Raw genomic sequence first — 17,273 nt, 5'->3', positions numbered from 1 at the left:
CTTGCGAAACTCGAACCATTGCGCGACTCGCCCGGCCCGGAGTGGCCGGAAGAACGTGCCGGGATCAGCCGCGGTCAGAAGAACTCCGCCCACGGCTGGTCCCAGACCTGCTTCACGCACAGCACCAGGAACAGCAGCCCCGCCAGCACCAGCATCGCGTTGCTCAGCGGTCCGTTGCGCCACTCCCTGGGTGTGCGGGAGGAGTTGAGCAGCCACAGCAGCGTTCCCGCCAGGAACGGCAGGAAGGCCGCGCCGAGCACGCCGTACAGGATGATCAGGCGGAACGGCTGGCCCTGGAAGAGCAGCACGATCGGCGGGAAGGTCAGCCACAGCAGGTACGCCCGGAAGGGCCAGGAGCGTTCCCGCTCGCCGGAGGCGACCTCGGCGCCGCTCCCCTCGCCCGCCGGCCCGTCCCGGTCGCGGTCGCGGTAGCGGGACACGAAGTCGGCGAACATCAGGCTCACGCCGTGCCAGACGCCGATCAGGGAGGTGAAGGAGGTGGCGAAGAAGCCGATCAGGAAGAACTTGGCCGTCGCCGCGCCGTACTCCGCCTCCAGGATGTCGCTCAACTGGATGAGCCCCTTGTCGCCGCTCGCGATCGCCACGTTCGCGGAGTGCAGCAGTTCCGCGCCGACGAAGAGCATCGCGACGACGAAGATGCCGGTGGTGATGTACGCGACCCGGTTGTCGAGCCGCATGACCTTCATCCAGCCGGTGTTCGTCCAGCCCTTGGCGTTGACCCAGTAGCCGTACGCGGCCAGCGTGATCGTGCCGCCGACGCCGCCGATCAGGCCGAGGGTGTTGAGGACGGAGTCCTTCTCGTCCGGCAGGACCGGGAGGAGGCCGGCGAAGGCGTCGCCGAGGTTGGGGGTGACCCGGATCGCCAGGTACACCGTCACCACGAACATGACGCCCACCAGGACCGTCATGACCTTCTCGAAGACGGCGTACTTGTTGAACCAGACGAACACCAGGCCCACCAGCCCGCAGGCGACGGCCCACAGCTTGAGGTCCATCACGTCCGGGAACAGCGCCTGGAGCGGCAGCGCGCTCGACGACATCGCCGCCGCGCCGTAGACGAAGCCCCAGACGACCACGTAGACGACGAAGAACCACGTCGTCCAACGCCCCAGGCTCGCCCAGCCGTCGAAGAGCGTGCGGCCGGTGGAGAGGTGCCAGCGGCCGGCCGCCTCCGCGAGGGAGATCTTCACCAGGCAGCCGACGACCGCCGCCCAGAGCAGGGTGTAGCCGAAGTTGCTCCCGGCGATGAGGGTGGCCACCAGGTCCCCGGCGCCGACGCCGGTCGCCGCGACCACGATGCCGGGGCCGATGTACTTCCAACTGGACTTGCGTGGAGCTGCGTTGTCGATACCGGGCGCTGCCCCGGTGCCGGTGTCCGTGGGGTTTCCCGTGGTGTCCGCCATGAAGGTCAAGAAAGCCTAAAGCGGCCGGTCCGGCAAGAGGGCGTACACGATCTCCACCCGATGTGCTCACCTGCCGCCGTCACGTACGCCGCCCGGCCGCCGCGTTCGGACTCACGCGTACTGCAGTCGTACGGTCGTCCCGGCGCCGGTGTCGCCGTCGAGGCCCGTGCCTGCCCTGCGGACGTCCACGTACGCGCATACCTGGCGGGCGAACCACAGCCCCTGGCCGGGGGCCAACTCGGTGGTCGGGGGCGGGACGAAGCCGGTGAGGGGGTCGTCGAGGCGGTGGGCCAGGAGCAGTTCGCAGACGCAGCCGGGGGCCTCGCCCCACAGCAGCGCGCCGGTGACCGGTGCGAGGGAGGCCGCCTCCGCGACGGCCGTGGCGAACAACTCCGCGTCGGCGTCGCCCAGTCCACGGCCGGTCGCCCAGGCGCGGACGGCGTCCGGGGCGGGGTCGGCGAGGCGCACGGCGTCGGCGGGGGTCGGGGGCAGCGGAACGGCGTCCAGTTCGGCGGCGAGGAGTGCGGGGGCCGCGTACACGCCGGTGCCCGGGTGGGCGCGGCGGGCCGCCTCGATGAGGGCGGAACCGGCGGTGCGGGTGTCGTAGACGCACATCGCCGTGGTCGCCGTCGGGGCGAAGACGAGGTTGGCGAGGGCCTCGTAGCGGATCCACTCGGCGCTCTCGCGCGGGGAGCGGCCCGCCCTGCCGTTCCACACCGGCTCCATGAGGAGGCGGAGCCGGCCGCTCCCCGGACCACCGGGACCGGCGTGCGCGGCGAGGTGGCCGGCCAGGCGGGCGACGGCGTTGGCGGCGGAGCCGGTGTACCAGTCGGCGTGCGGGACGAGGCCGACGTCCTTCGCGTCCGCGCCGAGTACGTCGCGCAGGAGGTCCAGTTTGCCGGGGGCGGCGATGGCGACGGGCGCGGGCTCGTCGGGGGCGGCCAGACCCTCGGCCAGGAAGGGGAGGGCGGCGGCGAGGAACGCCTCGTCCGTGGCGGCGACGGACATGCGGTGGTCGAACGCCCCTGGGGTGGTGGCGGCGCACGGGATGGGCTGGACGGACTGAACGGACTGAACGGACTGAACGGACTGGACGGACTGGACGGGCTCGATGGGCGGGACGGGCTCGATGGATCGGGCGGGTTGGGCGGTCATGGGTCCGGGGTCCCCCATCGGCGGTCGGTCGGGTGGGCCGGCAGGTCCGCCCATGATCAGCCAGGTCCTGCGCGAACCCTCAGCCTTCCCCCAGGGCTGCACATATGCGCCCCTGCCTCACACGCGTGGGTGTACTTCGCCGGGGATCGCTTCCGGAGATGCGACCGTGACTACACTGCGCGGCCGACCGCTCACCGCTCACCGTTGCGCATGATTCCGGCCATCCGTCCCTTTATCGTCTCTTGACCTGCTCATGCCACAAGTCGACGATGAGCGGCACCCGCACCGCCGCACCGCACTCAGCAAGCGCGCAGCCCCCCACTCCCCACTCCCCACTCCCCACTCCCCACTCCCCACAAGGAGAGTTCATGCGACTTCGCATTCGCGGCTCAGGCTCCGGTGCCGGTGGCGCCCGTGGCGGCAGACGAACCGCCGCTCTCGCCACCCTGCTGGCCCTCGCCCTCGCGGCCCCCCTCTCCGCGACGGTCACCGACGCGGCGGCGGGCAGCGCCCCGAAGGCGGCGTCCTCCGCCGACGACATCCGCCAGTACGAGATCCACGTCGCCCACAGCACCTCCGCCGTGCGCACCGCGATCGCCGCGTCGGGAGTGAGCGTCGACGAGGCCGACGAGGAGACCGTGGTGGTCTCCGGACGCGCGGAGCAGATCAAGAAGCTGCGCTCGCAGGGGTACGAGGTCTCCCCGCTGGGCTCCGCGCCCGACCGCGTCGCCGAGGACGAGGTACGGCTCTACGACTTCCCGTCCGCCGACTCGAAGTACCACAACTACGCCGAGATGACGGCGGAGATCGACCAGCGCATCGCCGCCTACCCGGGCATCATGAGCAAGCGGGTCATCGGCAAGTCGTACGGCGGCCGGGACATCGTGGCCGTGAAGATCAGCGACAACGTCGGCACCGACGAGGCCGAGCCGGAGGTGCTGTTCACGCATCACCAGCACGCCCGTGAGCACATGACGGTGGAGATGGCGCTGTACCTGATCCGCGAGTTGGGCGCAGGCTACGGCTCCGACTCCCGCGTCACCAGCATGGTCGACGGGCGCGAGATCTGGATCGTCCCGGACCTCAACCCGGACGGCGGCGAGTACGACATCGCCACCGGCTCCTACCGCTCGTGGCGCAAGAACCGGCAGCCCAACTCCGGTTCCTCGTCCGTCGGTACGGACCTCAACCGGAACTGGGGCTACAAGTGGGGCTGCTGCGGCGGCTCTTCGGGGTCGACCTCGTCGGAGACCTACCGGGGCGCGTCCGCCGAGTCGGCGCCCGAGGTGAAGGTCGTCGCCGACTTCGTACGCAGCCGGGTCGTGGGCGGGAAGCAGCAGATCACCGCCGGGATCGACTTCCACACGTACAGCGAGCTGGTGCTGTGGCCGCTCGGGTACACCTACGCGGACACGGCGTCCGACATGACCGCGGACGACAACGCCGCGTTCAAGGCCGTCGGGCGGAAGCTGGCCGCGAGCAACGGGTACACCGCGGAGCAGTCCAGCGACCTGTACATCACGGACGGGTCGATCGACGACTACCTCTGGGGCACGCACAAGATCTTCGACTTCACGTTCGAGATGTATCCGTCGTCCAGCTCCGGGGGTGGGTTCTACCCGCCCGACGAGGTCATCGAGCGGGAGACTTCCCGTAACCGGGACGCGGTGCTTCAGCTTCTCGAGAACGCGGACTGTATGTACCGGGCGATCGGGAAGGCCACCCAGTACTGCAGCTAGCCGGTACTGCGGCTAGTCGTCGTCCTTGGCCGCCTCGGCGCCCTTGACCTCGGCTTCCTTGACCTCGGCACCCGCTTCTTCGGCTTCGGCTTCGGCCTCGTCGTCGAAGTAGGCGTCGAGGACCGCGTCCAACTGCTCGTCCCACTCCTTGAAGCGCGCCCTGGCCGTCGCCTCGATCTCGATCGGGTACCAGCGGCGGTCAGGCGTGTGCACCGTGATGGTGTACCGCTTGCCGAAGCGCGGCGTCTCCGTCTCGATCGCGCCGATCTCGTCCCAGCGGAACTCGCACGCCTCCTCGTCGAGGCGGAGCCGGACGCCCTTGGCGTCGGCGGCGATCCGCGCCCGGCGGTCGGAGGCCTCGAAGACGGGACCGTCGACGGGCTCGGACTCGTCCTCGGCGGTCTCGTCCCCGGCGGACTCCTCCGAAGACGCGTCCTCCGCCTTCTCGACGACCCGGTCATCGGAAACGTCGGACGCCTCGGCCTCGTCCACGTCGTCCGCCTCCCCGGCCTTCTTGGCCGGCTTGGCGTCCTCCGGTTCCGCGTTCGGGGGCGTCGTGAGCCCGGGGATGAAGGCCGGGTCGAATCCGGCGCCCTTCAGGGGCTCGCCCTCCAGGGGCTGGCTGCTCGAACCTATACGCTGCTCCACAGCGCGAAGTATGGTCGAAGATCCTGTGCCGGGCACAGCCGGAACCGACTTCGTTATACGAAGAAGCTCAATACGGCCGCCATCACGAAGCCCGCCACCGACAGCACCGTCTCCAGCACGGTCCACGTCCTGAGGGTGTCGCGCTCGGTGATGCCGAAGTACTTGGCCACCATCCAGCCGCATCCATCAGCGCGCTCCGCGCGCGGGCGCCGTCGTTGACGTGCGAGGCGAAGATCGAGCCCGCCGAGACGGCCATGATGACGAGCGCCACGAAGGCCTGCGAGTGGTCGCCCCCGGCGAGCAGCGGCGCCACGATGCCCGCCGTCGTCACGATCGCCACCGTAGCCGAGCCCTGGGCGACCCGCAGCACCACCGAGATCAGGTAGGCCAGGCCCCGCGCGAGGACCCGGTGCCGCTCGGCACGGTCGTCGGCATCATCGGCACCCCGCTGGTGCCGAAGAGTCCCAGCAGCCGGGAGGCCGGCACCTCTGCCCCGCCGCTGACTTCGAGGACCGCGCCGAGCATCGTGCCCAGGCCGATGATGATCGCGACATGGCCGAGGATGCCGCCCATGCCGGACTCGATGGTGGAGACGGCGTCCGAACGCTGGACGGTGCCGAAGAGTTCGGTCACCGACAGGCCGGCCAGCAGGCCGACGGCCATGGAGACCGCGAGGAGGGCCACGAAGGGCTGGATCCTGACCGTGATGATCAGGAAGAGGAGCAGGGCTGTGCCGAGCGCGGCGACCGTCAGGAGGCCGGCCGTGCCGTCGACGAGCAGGAGCAGTCCGCCGGTGTGGGGTGGCGTGGGCATGTGGGGGTCCTCGGTGTGGGTTCACTGGTGCTCTCGGGCAGGGGTGAGCGCGGCACGGCACCACAGAGGGCGCCCTACCGTCGTACGGTGTGCGGGAGTTGAGGGAATTGCGTAAATTGAGGGGATTACCGGAATTACGGGAATTGCGGCGTTGCTGAACCGTCAGCGACGGATCAGCCCAGGACGGCCAGCGCGTCGATCTCGATGAGCAGCCCGGCGGGCAGGCCGACGTAGACGGTCGTACGGGCGGCGGGCACCTCGGTGAGGTGCTCGAAGTACTGGTTGTAGATCTCGTTGAACTCGGCGAAGTGCCCGGTGTCCGTCAGATAGACGCGGATCATCATCACGTCCTCCCAGGACGCGCCGCCCTCCTCCAGGATCGCCTTGACGTTGGCGAGGGTCTGGAGGGTCTGCTCGCGCAGGGTGGGGCCGGCGGGCGTCGGGGGCCTGCCCTCCTCGGCGGGCAGGAAGCCGACCTGGCCCGCGACCTGGAGGATGTTGCCCTTGCGGACACCGTGCGAGAACTTCGCGGGCGGGGTGGTGTGGGTCTTCGGGGTGAGCGCGGTCTTCTCGGTCATGAGGTGGCTTCCTTGATCGGTGTCCGGCCGGAGTACTCGCCGCTGATGGCGTCGGCCGTGCGGCGCACCAGCGGGAGCAGGGTGAGGAGTTCGTCGGCGGTGACGACGACGTTCGGCGCGGAGACCGACATCGCGGCGACCACCCGGCCGTCGGCGCCCCGGATCGGCGCGGCGGCGCAGTTGATGGACTCCTCGTGACCACCGAGGTCGGTGGCCCAGCCCTGTTCGCGCACCTTCTCCAACTCCCGCAGGAAAGCGGGGGCGTTGGGGGTGGAACGGGCCGTGTAGAGGGGGTAGTCGAGCTTGTCGGCGAGCACCCGGCGCTCGCCCTCCGGGAGATCGGCGAGGAGGAGTTTCGCCACGGCGGCGACGGTGATGGCCACCGGCTTCCCGATCCGCGAGTACATGCGCACCGGGTAGCGGCTCTCCACCTTGTCGATGTAGAGGACCTCGCCCTCCTCGTGGACGGCGAGGTGGACGGTGTGTCCGCAGGTCTCGTTCAGGCGGACGAGGTGGGGGTGGGCGATCTCGCGGATGTCGAGGTTCTCCATCGCCTCCTGGGCGAGGGCGAAGAGGCGGGCGCCGAGCCGGTAGCGCTGGTCGGACTGGCGGTAGACCATGCCGTGTCCGTGGAGGGTGCGCAGCAGCCGCAGGGCCGTCGACTTGTGCACGCCGAGGCGGTCGGCGACCTGTCCGAGGTCGGCGGGTCCCTCCGCGAGCAGCGGCAGGATGCTCAGGGCGCGGTCGACGGTCTGGCTCATGGCGTGCGTACCTCCTCGTCGGCCCCCTCAAGTGCCTGGATCCAGCCAGGGCCGAGTCGAAGTGTCCCCCACGCCCGGTCGTCGAGAGCGGCCAGCCGGTCGGCGTGCGCGCGGGTCGGGGGCACGGCGAGGTCGCCGGGGGCGGTCAGGGCGGCGGCCGCCATCAGGTGACCGTGGCGCAGCCGGTCGCGCACGGGCAGTCCGCGCAGGGTGGCGGACAGGAACCCGGCGGCGAAGGCGTCCCCGGCGCCGACAGCTGCGCTGACCTGGACCGTCGGGGCGGATACGAAGGTGGCCGTGGTGGCCGTGGTGGCCGTCGGCTGTGCGGGACCCGGAACCGGCGCCGCGGGCCGAAGCCGGTGCGCGCGGCCCCCGTCGCGCTCGCCGTCGAACGCCGTCGCCCCCCGTGCCCCCTGCTTCACCACCAGCATGCCCGGCTCCGGCAGTACCTCCCTGATCGCCGTCGGCCCGCCCGTGACCCCCCACGCCTCCGCCGCCTCGTCCTCCCCCACGAACACGACGTCCGCAGCGCGTGCCAGCTCCAGAAGCACGTGCGGACCGTCGGTCTCGCGCCACAGCCCCGGCCGGTGGTTGACGTCGAAGGAGATCAGCGGGCGTCCCGGCCGGGGGGCCGTCAGCTCCCGCAGGAGGCCCAGGCAGTCCCCGGAGAGGGCCGCCGTGATGCCGGTCAGGTGCAGCACCCGCCCCGCCCGCACCGCCGCCAGGTCCACATTGCCCACCGCCATGACGGAGGCGGCCGATCCGGCGCGGTAGTAGGCGACCTCGTGCGCGTCGGTGGCCCGGTCGGCGGCGGTGCGGAAGTAGACGCCGGTCGGGCGGGCGGGGTCCCGGCGTACGGAGGCCACGTCCACGCCGTACGAGCCGATGGTCTCGACGAGGTGGTCGCCGAAGCCGTCCGCCCCGACCCGGCTGACCCAGCGCACCGTGTGTCCGGCCGCCGCCAGCGCGCAGGCCACGTTGGACTCCGCGCCGCCGATGCCCCGGTCGAAGGACGGCACGTCGGCGAGGCGGCCGGGCCGGGAGGGCAGGAAGGTCACCATGGACTCGCCGAGCGCGACGACGTCCACAACGTTCACGACGTCCGGGGCGTCGGAGGCGTTGCAGGGTCCGGTGACGGTCACGATCCTCGTAACTCCCGTGCTGGTGCGGGTCGGCGGCTCCGTTGACCCCGCGTGGCCGAGATGTTAGACAGCAGTCAGCGACATACGCAATGGACGTTGCACATATCGCAACGCTCCTGATCAGGGAGGTTCCATGAGGACCGAGGCACGCGGGGCGCTCGCCCGACTGGCCGCGGAACGCGTCGACCACCGCTTCAAGGGCCTCCCCCCGGACGCCGACGGCCTCACCGTCGGCGAGCTGGCCGCGCAGCGCCGCAACCTCTTCACCGGCGGCTTCACCACCCCCGTCCTGGCCCTCTCCGCCGAGCGCCTGGAGCACAACCTCGCGCTCATGGAGACCTACGCGACCCGCCACGGCCTCGCCTTCGCCCCGCACGGCAAGACCTCCATGGCCCCGCAGCTCTTCCAGCGCCAGATCGACCGCGGCGCCGTGGGCATCACCCTCGCCGTCCCGCACCAGGTGCGGGTGGCGCGGGCGTACGGCGTCCAGCGGGTGTTCCTCGCCAACGAGGTCGTGGACCCGGCGGCCCTGCGCTGGCTCTCCGCCGAACTCGACTCCGACGACGAATTCCGCCTCACCTGCTACGTCGACTCGGTACACGGCGTCGAACTCATGGAAGCCGCCCTGCACGGCGCGCGCCGCCCCCTGGACGTCGTCGTCGAACTGGCCGCCGGCGAAGGCGCCCGCACCGGCGTCCGTACGGAGGCGGAGTGCGCGGCGGTCGCGGACGCGGTGGCCGCCGCGCCGACCCTGCGACTGGTCGGGGTCGCGGGCTACGAGGGCGAGGTCCCGCGGGCCGACCCGGAGCGGGTGCGGGCCTGGCTGCGCCGGCTGGTCGACCTCGCCGTCGACTTCGACAAGGCCGGGCGGTTCGCCGGTGCGCACGAGGTCGTGGTCAGCGCGGGCGGCAGCGCCTGGTTCGACGCGGTTGCCGACGTCTTCGCCGAGATCCCCGAACTCTCCCTCCCCGTACTGAAGTTGCTGCGCTCGGGCGCGTACGTCTCGCACGACGACGGCCACTACCGCAAGCTGACGCCGTTCAACCGGGTCCCCGAGGAAGGCGCGTTGGAGCCGGCGTTCCGCCTCTGGACGCAGGTCGTCTCCCGTCCCTCCCCCGACCAGGCGTTCGTCAACGCGGGCAAGCGGGACGCGGCCTACGACCTCGACCTGCCCTTCGCCCAGGCGGTCCGCCGGGGCGGCACGGAACGCCCCGCCACCGGCGTCTCGGTGACCGCGCTCTCCGACCAGCACGCCTGGCTGCGCACGACGGACGAGGCGGACCTCCAGGTCGGCGACTGGGTCGGCCTGGGCCTGTCCCATCCGTGCACGTCCTTCGACAAGTGGCCGCTGATCCCGCTGGCCGAGGCGGACGGCACGGTCGTCGACTACATCCGTACCTTCTTCTAGGGGAGTCGGGACCGTGGAAGACCTGGTCATCCGGGACGCGGACGTCGTCGACGGCACCGGCGCGGACTCCTACCGCGCGGACGTGCTGATCGACGACGGCAGGATCGTCGCGATCGTCAAGGAGGCGGCCGCGGCGGGCTGCCAACGCCCGAAGGCCGTGCGGGAGTTGGACGCGGAGGGCCTGACCCTCTCCCCCGGCTTCATCGACATGCACGCCCACAGCGACCTCGCTCTCCTGCGCGACCCCGACCACAGCGCGAAGGCCGCGCAGGGGGTGACCCTCGAAGTCCTCGGCCAGGACGGGCTGTCGTACGCCCCGGCCGACGACCGCACCCTGGAGGAGGTCCGCCGGGCCATCGCCGGCTGGAACGGGTACGGCGACGAACTCGACTTCGACTGGCGTTCGGTGGGCGAGTACCTGGACCGCCTGGACCAAGGTTTCGACGGCGGGGGCATCGCCGTCAACGCGGCGTATCTGATCCCTCAGGGCACGGTCCGCGCCCTGGCCGTCGGCTGGGAGGACCGCCCGGCCACACCCCAAGAGCTGGACCGGATGCGGCAGTTGGTGGCGGAGGGGCTGCAACAGGGCGCGGTGGGCCTGTCGTCCGGCCTGACCTACACGCCCGGCATGTACGCGCAGGACTCCGAACTCACCGAACTCTGCCTGGTGGTGGCGCGCTACGGCGGCTACTACTGCCCCCACCACCGCAGTTACGGAGCGGGCGCGCTGGAGGCGTACGCGGAGATGGTCGAGCTGACGCGCAAGGCGGGCTGCCCGCTCCATCTCGCCCACGCCACCATGAACTTCGGCGTGAACGAGGGCCGGGCGCCCGAGCTGCTGACCCTCCTGGACGAGGCACTCGCCTCCGGCGCCGACATCACCCTCGACACCTACCCCTACACCCCGGGCTGCACAACTCTCGCGGCGCTGCTGCCGAGTTGGGCGAGCGAGGGCGGCCCGCAGGAGATCCTGCGCCGCCTCGCGGACGACGACACGGCCGCCCGCATCCGCCACGACCTGGAGGTGACCGGCGCGGACGGCTGCCACGGCGTGCCGGTCGACTGGGCCACGATCGAGATCTCGGGCGTAGGCGACGAACGCCTGGCGGCCCACGTCGGCCGCACGATCCAGCAGTCGGCGCGACTGCGCGGCGAGACCCCTTGGACGACGGCCCGCCGCCTGCTCCTGGAGGACCGGCTGTCCTCCACGATCCTCCAGCACGTGGGCCACGAGGAGAACGTCCGCACGATCATGCGCCACCGCGTCCACACGGGCGGCTCGGACGGCGTCCTGCGGGGCGCGAAACCCCACCCGCGCGCGTACGGCACGTTCCCGCGCTATCTCGGCCACTACGTAAGGGAGTTGGGGATCCTCTCCCTGGAGGAATGCGTGTCCCACCTGACCGGCCGCCCGGCGACCCGCCTCCGCCTGCCGGACCGGGGCCTGATCCGCGAGGGCTACCGGGCGGATCTGGTCCTGTTCGACGCGGGAACGGTGGCGGCGGGTGCGACGTACGAAGCCCCCCGCACGCTCCCCACGGGCATCCCGCACGTCCTGATCGACGGCCGTTTCGTGATCGAGGACGGCCGGCGGACGGACGTACTGGCGGGGCGGGCGGTCCGTCGCAGTCCCATGTGACGGACCGACCCCTCCACCTCGCCTTACTTACGGCTTGGGCAGGGTGCACCCGGCGGCGCTCAGGTTGAGCTGGTTGCCGGTCGTGAAGCAGGCCGGGATCTGGTAGATCTCCTGGGCGTAGTTGATGCCCTGGCGGACGGTGACGTTGCCGCTCTCGTCGACCTCACACGGGTTGTTCTCCGTGCAGCGCTGACCGTCCTCGTTGCCGGTGTTGTTGACGGCGACGACGTTGCCGGTGGCCTGGTCGATCACCGGCGAACCGGAGGTGCCGCCGATGGTCTGGCAGGCGGAGGTGTAACGGACCGAGTCCTTCCAGGTCCAGTCCCCCTCCTTCATGCGGTACACGAACCCGTCGATGTTGCAGCTGTAGAGCCGCTTCCAGTAACCGGAGGCCACGGTGATCGCGGTACCGACGGTCGGGTGCGTGTCCTGCACGGTCAGCGCGGAGATCCCGTAGGAGCTCTTGATCGACGCGTACGTGCTGGTGAGCTGGTAGATCGAGACGTCCGTGTCGGTCATCGTCCCGTAGGCGAGCTTGCTCGCGCGCAGGGTCGCGACCCGGGTGCCGGAGGAGTTGAGCAGCCCGAAGGTCCGGGTGGACGCCTGGTTGACGAGCACCTCGCCCGGCTCCGGGAAGCCGGTCGTCAGGCAGTGCCCGTTGGAGAGCACCAACGCCGGGTCGGTGTCCAGGGAGTTCGGGAAGCGGACGATCGAGCCGGAGCAGTTGCTCAGCGCGACGGTCCCGGCGAGGCTGACGGCCTGAAGCGTCGGCGCGGCGGCCTTGGCGTCGGCCGTGACCGCCGTCGCGGAAGCCGAGGCCGCGGAAGCCGAGCCCGCAGGCGCCGCACTCATGGGCGCCGCAACCGCAGGTGCCGCCCCCGCCCCGGCGATGGCCAGGGCGAAGATCGCGGCAACGAGAGGCTTTCTCATGTGGGGGGTCCCCTCTTATGACAAGGCGACCGGAGATCTTCCGGCCACCACTGTTCTTGTCATGTGCATTCTGAGTTCAGAGGGGCTGATGAGCAAGGAGTTGTTTCCGGCCGGAAGTTGGCGGGATGTCGTCCACGGCGGCCTTCGGCGACGCGGCCGGAGGAAGGCGAGGAAGAAGAATGAAGAACCAGGAGATCGTGACCGCGTTCAAAAAGGCCAGCGCCTCGCAGGGCGGTCAGCAGGAGTGCGTGGAGGTCGCGCACACCGCCGACGGAGGTCGGGCGATACGTGACAGCAAGGACCCTCACGGCCCCGTCCTCTTCTTCGCCCCCACGGAGTGGAACGTCTTCAGCGCTGGAGTCGTGGGTGGGGAATTCGGCGGCTGGGGCCCCGGCCCCGGCCCCAGGGGATACCGTCGGCCGCGAACTGTGACACATCCCCCCGGGAGTGTCACATTCGTGGAACCGGTACCCGGCCCCCCGTGGGTTCGCCGGCAGCGTCCGGGGGCCGACCCGGGCCGCTGCGGGAGCCCGGATGCACAAGCACCCCCGGCGCAACCCAGGTGCACTAACGGCACGGCGCGATCCTGAGCGTGGACATGCGCACCCAACCCCCGGCGTGGCCGAGACCGATCCGCCCATGCCCGTCTCAAGTGGTGGAAAACACGGCGCGGGAAGTGTTACCCGGCCGTAAGCTCCCAGGCATGCAGGTGATCCAGTCGACCAAGCTCGCCAACGTCTGTTACGAGATCCGGGGACCGGTTCTCGAGGAGGCGATGCGGCTGGAAGCGGCTGGTCACCGCATCCTCAAGCTGAACACCGGGAACCCGGCCGCCTTCGGGTTCGAGGCGCCGCCGGAGATCCTGGAGGACATCCTCCGCAACGTCTCGACGGCGCACGGGTACGGCGACGCCAAGGGGCTGCTGGCCGCGCGCAGGGCCGTCGTGATGCACAACCAGACCCTCGGCATAGAGACGGACGTAGAGCACGTCTTCATCGGCAACGGCGTCTCCGAGCTCATCGTCATGGCCATGCAGGGGCTGCTGGACGACGGGGACGAGGTCCTCGTCCCCGCCCCGGACTACCCGCTGTGGACCGCCGCCGTGTCCCTGTCCGGCGGCACCGCCGTGCACTACCGGTGCGACGAGCAGGCCGACTGGATGCCGGACCTCGCGGACGTCGAGCGCAAGGTCACCGACCGCACCAAGGCGATCGTCATCATCAACCCGAACAACCCGACGGGGGCCGTGTACGACGAGGCGATGGTCCGGGGCCTGACCGACATCGCGCGCCGGCACAACCTCCTGGTCTGCTCGGACGAGATCTACGACAAGATCCTCTACGACGGCGCCACGCACACCCCGACCGCCAAGGTCGCCCCCGACCTGCTCACCCTCACCTTCAACGGCATGTCGAAGGCGTACCGGGTGGCCGGCTACCGCGTCGGCTGGATGGCGATCTCCGGGCCGCGCGCACACGCCGACTCCTACATCGAGGGTCTGACGATCCTGGCGAACATGCGCCTGTGCGCGAACATGCCCGGCCAGCACGGCGTGGTCGCGGCGCTCAGCGGACGCCAGACGATCAAGGACCTGGTGCTGCCTGGCGGGCGGCTCAAGGAACAGATGGACACGGCGTACGAGCTGCTGACCCAGATCCCCGGCGTGACGTGCGTCCGCCCGAAGGGCGCGCTGTATCTCTTCCCGCGCCTGGATCCCACCGTCTTCAAGATCAAGGACGACCGGCGGATGGTCCTCGACCTGCTCCGCCAGGAGAAGATCATGGTGGTCCAGGGCACCGGTTTCAACTGGCCGGAGCCGGACCACTTCCGGGTCGTCACCCTGCCGACGGCGACGGACCTGCGGGACGCGGTGGGCCGTATCGGCCGCTTCCTGGACGGCTACGGCCAGCCTTAGCACTCCAGGGAGCGGCTGCACAGCCTCAGCACAATCTTAGACGGAATCTAAGCTAGGATGGTTTCCTGACATCCCAGGAGGCCATCCTCATGTACGAACCGATCCGCACCAAGTCGGTCCACAGCAGCACGATGGCCGGCACGCCCTCGGACTTCCCCCACCGTTCGCGCGAGGAAGAGCTGGACATTCAGCTCGCAGGTCATCTCGCGGCACTGCTCGCCGTCACCGACGAGCTGCTCGCGAAGGCACCGTCCGCCGACCTGGACAGCGCGGCCGCACGGCTCGCGCAGCAGGTGACCCGGTTGCGGGGAGGACGGACGCCGGTCCGCCCGCCCCTCGCCTCCGCCCTGGCGGAGCCGCACCTCGTGGCCGCCCTGCACAAGCGGGCGCACGCCCGCGCGAGCCGCGCGCTCCTCGTCGCCGCGTCGCGCGCGGACACGGCGACGGCGATCCTGGCGGCACAGCGCATGGACGCGCACGCCGCCGCACTGACGGAAACCAAGGAACTGAGCACCGCCGGCTGACTCCCCTACGGGACACCGCCCTCCGGAAGGCTCCCCTATGGGGGACCCTCTCCGGAAGGCTTCCCTTCAGGGGACTCCCCTACGGGGGACCGTGAACGGCCCCGGTCCGCGTGCACCCGCAGCGACGCGCGGACCGGGCGCCACACACCGCGTTGCCTTGGGCCGCGACGCCTTTCGCCGCAGGAGTTCGCGCCGCCTTGCGGGTGCGGGGCCGTTGCGGCTGATCGCGCCCACGCGACGCACCCGCAGGCGAAGGTCCGCCGTCGTCCCCCCGTCGGGGCGGACGGGGGGACGACGGCGGGCCCGGGCCACATACGCCGTTGTACGCGGCCTCCGGGGGACGTCAGCCCAGGCGCTGTACCAGCGCGTGGTACTCGTCCCACAGCTCCTTGGGCGTGTGGTCGCCGAAGGTGTTCAGGTGCTCGGGGACCAGGGCGGCCTCCTCGCGCCAGATCTCCTTGTCGACCGTGAGGAGGAAGTCGAGGTCGTCGGCGGCGAGTTCGAGGCCGTTCGTGTCGAGGGCGCCCTTGGCCGGCAGGACGCCGATCGGGGTCTCGACGCCCTCGGCCTTGCCCTCCAGCCGCTCGACGATCCACTTCAGGACGCGGCTGTTCTCACCGAAGCCGGGCCACACGAACTTGCCCGCGTCGTTCTTGCGGAACCAGTTGACGTAGTAGATCTTCGGGAGCTTCGCCTGGTCCTTGCCCTTGGCGACGTCGACCCAATGGCCCATGTAGTCGCCCATGTTGTAGCCGCAGAACGGCAGCATGGCGAAGGGGTCGCGGCGCAGTTCGCCGACCTTGCCCTCGGCGGCGGCGGTCTTCTCGCTCGCCACGTTCGCCCCGAGGAACACGCCGTGGTTCCAGTCGAAGGACTCCGTCACCAGCGGGACGGCGGAGGCGCGCCGGCCGCCGAACAGGATCGCCGAGATCGGCACGCCCTTGGGGTCCTCCCACTCGGGCGCGATGATCGGGCACTGCGCGGCGGGGACGGTGAAGCGGGCGTTGGGGTGGGCGGCGGGCGAACCGGACTCCGGTGTCCAGTCGTTGCCCTTCCAGTCCGTCAGGTGGGCCGGGGTCTCCTCCGTCATGCCCTCCCACCAGATGTCGTTGTCGTCGGTCAACGCCACGTTGGTGAAGACCGAGTTGCCCCACAACGTCTTCATCGCGTTGGCGTTGGTGTGCTCACCGGTGCCGGGCGCGACGCCGAAGAAACCGGCCTCGGGGTTGATGGCGTACAGGCGGCCGTCCTCGCCGAAGCGCATCCAGGCGATGTCGTCGCCGATCGTCTCGACGGTCCAGCCGGAGATGGTGGGCTCCAGCATGGCGAGGTTGGTCTTGCCGCAGGCGGACGGGAAGGCGGCGGCGACGTACTTCGACGAACCCTGCGGCGGGGTCAGCTTGAGGATGAGCATGTGCTCGGCGAGCCAGCCCGCGTCCCGCGCCATCACCGACGCGATGCGCAGGGCGTAGCACTTCTTGCCGAGCAGCGCGTTGCCGCCGTAGCCGGAGCCGTAGGACCAGATCTCGCGGCTCTCGGGGAAGTGCGAGATGTACTTGGTGGAGTTGCACGGCCAGGGGACGTCCGCCTCGCCCTCGGCCAGCGGCGCGCCGAGCGTGTGCACGGCACGCACGAAGAAACCGTCGGAGCCCAGTTCGTCCAGGACCGGCTGTCCCATGCGGGTCATGGTGCGCATGGACACGGCGACGTAGGCGGAGTCGGTGATCTCGACGCCGATCGCGGAGAGGTCGGAACCCAGCGGCCCCATGCAGAACGGGACGACGTACATCGTCCGGCCGCGCATCGAGCCCCGGAACAGGCCCTTCTCACCCGAGAAACTGTTTTCTTCTCCAGTAAAGATGGCCCGCATGTCCTCCGGGGCCTTCCAGTGGTTCGTCGGGCCCGCGTCCTCCTCCTTCTCGGAGCAGATGAAGGTGCGGTCCTCGACACGCGCGACGTCGGTCGGGTCGGAGGCCGCGTAGTACGAGTTCGGGCGCTTGATCGGGTCGAGTTTCCTGAAGGTGCCCTTCGAGACGAGCTCCCCGCACAGGCGCTCGTACTCGGCCTCGGATCCGTCACACCAGACGACGTTGTCCGGCTGCGTCAGTTCGGCGATCTCGTTCACCCAGGAGACGAGTTCCTGGTGGTCGGTGGGGATGACGGGGGGAGCCGCGATGTCGCGCGCCACGATTGCTCCTAAAAATGAGGGTTTTTTGCTGGAGGCCCCGTGGGGGCTGCGACCCGGATGCTTCTCGGTGCTGACCTTGGCGCTCATCCGGTGTCGACCGCACTCATTTGATCATCCGACTGTACCGCCCATATGTCCAGAGGGCCTCACAAGTGAGCGGAGTGAGGATGACCACGCCCATGACCTCGGGTAAGTACGTGTAAACGCGACCTTTTGCGTGCACATGACGTTCAGACGGCCACCCCTTGACCCGACTCCTGACACCCGTTGACCCAACCCCGGATCCCCTGTCGACCCGGCTCCCCATCCCCGGTCGCCCCGACTTCCGATCGCCCGTCGGCCCAACTCCCGTGAGACGATGGCCACTCTTGACGCGTCATCTCGCCGGACTGATCCGCAACCTACGGTT

General features: G+C 70.3%; 14 protein-coding genes and 1 pseudogene. 6 read left to right on the top strand and 9 right to left on the bottom strand.

Features of this window, described 5'->3' with window-relative positions; all coding sequences use genetic code 11:
* Window positions 1-74 precede the first annotated feature (74 nt).
* Together OG352_RS27620 and OG352_RS27615 are read right to left on the bottom strand one after the other, a co-directional pair.
* Complete coding sequence (locus OG352_RS27620) at window positions 75-1,424, bottom strand: Nramp family divalent metal transporter (protein ID WP_329220575.1); 1,350 nt, start codon at window positions 1,422-1,424, stop codon at window positions 75-77.
* Between the two features lie 111 nt (window positions 1,425-1,535).
* Window positions 1,536-2,579, bottom strand: a complete 1,044-nt coding sequence (locus tag OG352_RS27615) for an MEDS domain-containing protein (protein WP_329220574.1) — start codon at window positions 2,577-2,579, stop codon at window positions 1,536-1,538.
* 368 nt (window positions 2,580-2,947) lie between these two features.
* Here OG352_RS27615 and OG352_RS27610 point away from each other — a divergent pair, with 368 nt between their 5' ends.
* Entirely contained in the window at window positions 2,948-4,318 is a 1,371-nt protein-coding gene (locus OG352_RS27610) for a M14 family metallopeptidase (RefSeq protein WP_329220573.1), read from the top strand.
* 12 nt (window positions 4,319-4,330) lie between these two features.
* Here OG352_RS27610 and OG352_RS27605 read toward each other — a convergent pair whose 3' ends face one another.
* The 5 genes and pseudogenes from OG352_RS27605 to OG352_RS27585 form a co-directional block, all read right to left on the bottom strand.
* Window positions 4,331-4,966: a hypothetical protein gene (locus OG352_RS27605; RefSeq protein ID WP_329220572.1), complete on the bottom strand. Its 636-nt coding sequence runs from the start codon at window positions 4,964-4,966 to the stop codon at window positions 4,331-4,333.
* A gap of 53 nt (window positions 4,967-5,019) precedes the next feature.
* Window positions 5,020-5,779, bottom strand: a pseudogene (locus tag OG352_RS27600) (GntT/GntP/DsdX family permease).
* Between the two features lie 173 nt (window positions 5,780-5,952).
* Window positions 5,953-6,357 (bottom strand): RidA family protein, encoded by a 405-nt coding sequence (locus tag OG352_RS27595; protein ID WP_329220571.1) that lies wholly within the window; start codon window positions 6,355-6,357, stop codon window positions 5,953-5,955.
* Window positions 6,354-7,118, bottom strand: a complete 765-nt coding sequence (locus tag OG352_RS27590; RefSeq protein WP_329220570.1) for an IclR family transcriptional regulator — start codon at window positions 7,116-7,118, stop codon at window positions 6,354-6,356. Before OG352_RS27590 ends, OG352_RS27595 begins: the two co-directional genes overlap by 4 nt.
* Window positions 7,115-8,260 (bottom strand): sugar kinase, encoded by a 1,146-nt coding sequence (locus tag OG352_RS27585; protein WP_329220569.1) that lies wholly within the window; start codon window positions 8,258-8,260, stop codon window positions 7,115-7,117. The genes OG352_RS27590 and OG352_RS27585 overlap by 4 nt, the downstream gene beginning before the upstream one ends.
* 133 nt (window positions 8,261-8,393) lie before the next feature.
* Here OG352_RS27585 and OG352_RS27580 point away from each other — a divergent pair, with 133 nt between their 5' ends.
* Window positions 8,394-9,668, top strand: coding sequence for an amino acid deaminase (locus OG352_RS27580; protein WP_329220568.1), 1,275 nt, complete (start codon window positions 8,394-8,396; stop codon window positions 9,666-9,668).
* Window positions 9,669-9,681: 13 nt separating this feature from the next.
* Window positions 9,682-11,307, top strand: a complete 1,626-nt coding sequence (locus tag OG352_RS27575) for an N-acyl-D-amino-acid deacylase family protein (protein WP_329220567.1) — start codon at window positions 9,682-9,684, stop codon at window positions 11,305-11,307.
* Window positions 11,308-11,334: 27 nt separating this feature from the next.
* Here the strand turns inward: OG352_RS27575 and OG352_RS27570 are convergent, their stop codons facing one another.
* Complete coding sequence (locus tag OG352_RS27570; protein ID WP_329220565.1) at window positions 11,335-12,237, bottom strand: S1 family peptidase; 903 nt, start codon at window positions 12,235-12,237, stop codon at window positions 11,335-11,337.
* Between the two features lie 125 nt (window positions 12,238-12,362).
* Between OG352_RS27570 and OG352_RS40070 the strand changes: the two genes are divergently transcribed.
* The 3 genes from OG352_RS40070 (at window position 12,363) to OG352_RS27555 (ending at window position 14,676) form a co-directional block, all read left to right on the top strand.
* Window positions 12,363-12,827, top strand: coding sequence for a DUF397 domain-containing protein (locus tag OG352_RS40070; RefSeq protein ID WP_443072351.1), 465 nt, complete (start codon window positions 12,363-12,365; stop codon window positions 12,825-12,827).
* A 113-nt stretch (window positions 12,828-12,940) separates the two neighbouring features.
* On the top strand, window positions 12,941-14,152 hold the full coding sequence (locus tag OG352_RS27560) for a pyridoxal phosphate-dependent aminotransferase (protein ID WP_329220564.1): 1,212 nt from the start codon (window positions 12,941-12,943) through the stop codon (window positions 14,150-14,152).
* Between the two features lie 89 nt (window positions 14,153-14,241).
* On the top strand, window positions 14,242-14,676 hold the full coding sequence (locus OG352_RS27555; protein WP_329220562.1) for an SCO4983 family protein: 435 nt from the start codon (window positions 14,242-14,244) through the stop codon (window positions 14,674-14,676).
* Window positions 14,677-15,019: 343 nt separating this feature from the next.
* On the opposite strand, the gene OG352_RS27550 is transcribed toward OG352_RS27555, so the two are convergent.
* Entirely contained in the window at window positions 15,020-16,864 is a 1,845-nt protein-coding gene (locus OG352_RS27550; protein WP_329220560.1) for a phosphoenolpyruvate carboxykinase (GTP), read from the bottom strand.
* Window positions 16,865-17,273 lie beyond the last annotated feature (409 nt).

This window comes from Streptomyces sp. NBC_01485, from assembly GCF_036227125.1.
In the GTDB taxonomy this organism is placed as follows: domain Bacteria; phylum Actinomycetota; class Actinomycetes; order Streptomycetales; family Streptomycetaceae; genus Streptomyces.
The sequence above is the reverse complement of the archived record's forward strand: the minus strand, read 5'-3'. Positions and strand labels throughout refer to the sequence as shown.